This window comes from Bradyrhizobium cenepequi (genome assembly GCF_020329485.1).
GTDB classification, from domain to species: Bacteria; Pseudomonadota; Alphaproteobacteria; order Rhizobiales; family Xanthobacteraceae; genus Bradyrhizobium; species Bradyrhizobium cenepequi.
This window is the reverse complement of the sequence record NZ_JAGKJI010000140.1, coordinates 1-1,498: the sequence shown is the minus strand read 5'-3', so window position 1 is coordinate 1,498 and position 1,498 is coordinate 1. Positions and strand designations below refer to the sequence as shown.

Genomic DNA, 1,498 nt, shown 5'->3' with positions numbered 1-1,498 from the left:
TCAGCCGGTCGCGATCTGCGTTGAGCGCCGCGTGGCGATGGTGGTGGGGGTGCTGGCGATCCTCAAGGCGGGCGGGGCGTATCTGCCGCTGGATCCGGCCTATCCGTCGGCGCGGCTGCGACAGGTGCTCAACGACGCGGCGCCGCCTCTGCTGCTGGCCGATGCTGCGGGGCGCGCCGCGCTGGGCGCCGATACGCTCGTCGACGTGACAGTGGTCGATCTGGAGACGGCGACGCCGGCCTGGGCCGAGCTGCCCGCCTGCGACCCCGATCCGCGCGCGCTCGGCCTGAGCTCGCGCCATCTCGCCTATGTGATCTACACCTCGGGATCATCAGGCACGCCCAAGGGCGTCATGATTGAGCATGCCCAAATTGTTCGTTTGTTCGAGACGACCCAGAACTGGTATGGCTTCACCGAACACGACGTATGGTGCCTGTTCCACTCCTTTTCGTTCGACTTCTCGGTCTGGGAGTTGTGGGGTGCATTACGCTATGGCGGGCGTTTGATTCTCCTGCCGAGCCACGTTGCTCGCTCTGCTTATGACTTCCATGATCTAATCTGCAGGTCTGGCGTCACAGTTCTAAACCAGACCCCCTCGGCTTTTAAGGCTCTCATTGAGGTGGAGTCTCAGAGCAGCGTTCGAAATCACCTTCGATATGTGATTTTTGGTGGCGAGGCTCTGGAGCCATCGATTCTGAAGCCATGGTATGCAAGGCATTCAGATCGTGCCCCACAACTGATTAACATGTACGGCATCACGGAAACGACCGTGCATGTAACCTATCGGCTTCTCGATCAGTCTGACACGTCCAACTCAGGTAGTCCGATCGGAAAGCGCATCCCCGACCTTCGGTTGTACTTGCTGGACGGTTATGGCGCGCCAGTTCCGTTCGGGGCGGTCGGCGAGCTTTACATTGGCGGCGCCGGCGTCGCGCGTGGCTATCTGAACCGGCCCGAGCTGACGGCGGAGCGGTTTGTGGCCGATCCGTTCAGCGGCGAGGCCGGCGCGCGGTTGTACAAGAGCGGCGACCTTGCGCGCTATCTGCCGGACGGCAATCTGGAGTTTTTGGGCCGCAACGACGACCAGGTGAAGATCCGCGGCTTCCGGATCGAGCCCGGCGAGATCGCGGCGCGGCTCATCGAGCACGCCTCGGTGCGCGATGCGGTGGTGGTGGCGCGCGAGGATCGCGCCGGCGAGCAGCGTCTTGTCGGCTATGTGGTGTGTGCGCCTGAAGCCAAATCGGAGGATGGCGGCGAGCTTGCCGGCACCTTGCGCAGGCACGTGAGCGCGCGACTGCCGGAGCACATGGTGCCGTCCGCGTTTGTGCGCATCGAGGCGCTGCCGCTGACGCCGAACGGCAAGCTGGACCGCAACGCGTTGCCGGCGCCGCAGGATGAGGCGTATGCGCACCACGCCTATGAGGCGCCGCGGGGCGAGATCGAGACGGCGCTGGCCGAGATCTGGGCCGAGCTGCTCGGCGTGGCGCGGGTCGGGCGG

At 64.5% G+C, this 1,498-nt stretch carries 1 protein-coding gene; it reads left to right on the top strand.

From position 1 onward, the window contains the following. Positions 1–13 precede the first annotated feature (13 nt). The coding region (locus J6497_RS40525; protein WP_312010464.1) for an amino acid adenylation domain-containing protein at positions 14–1,498 on the top strand (1,485 nt) is incomplete at its 3' end.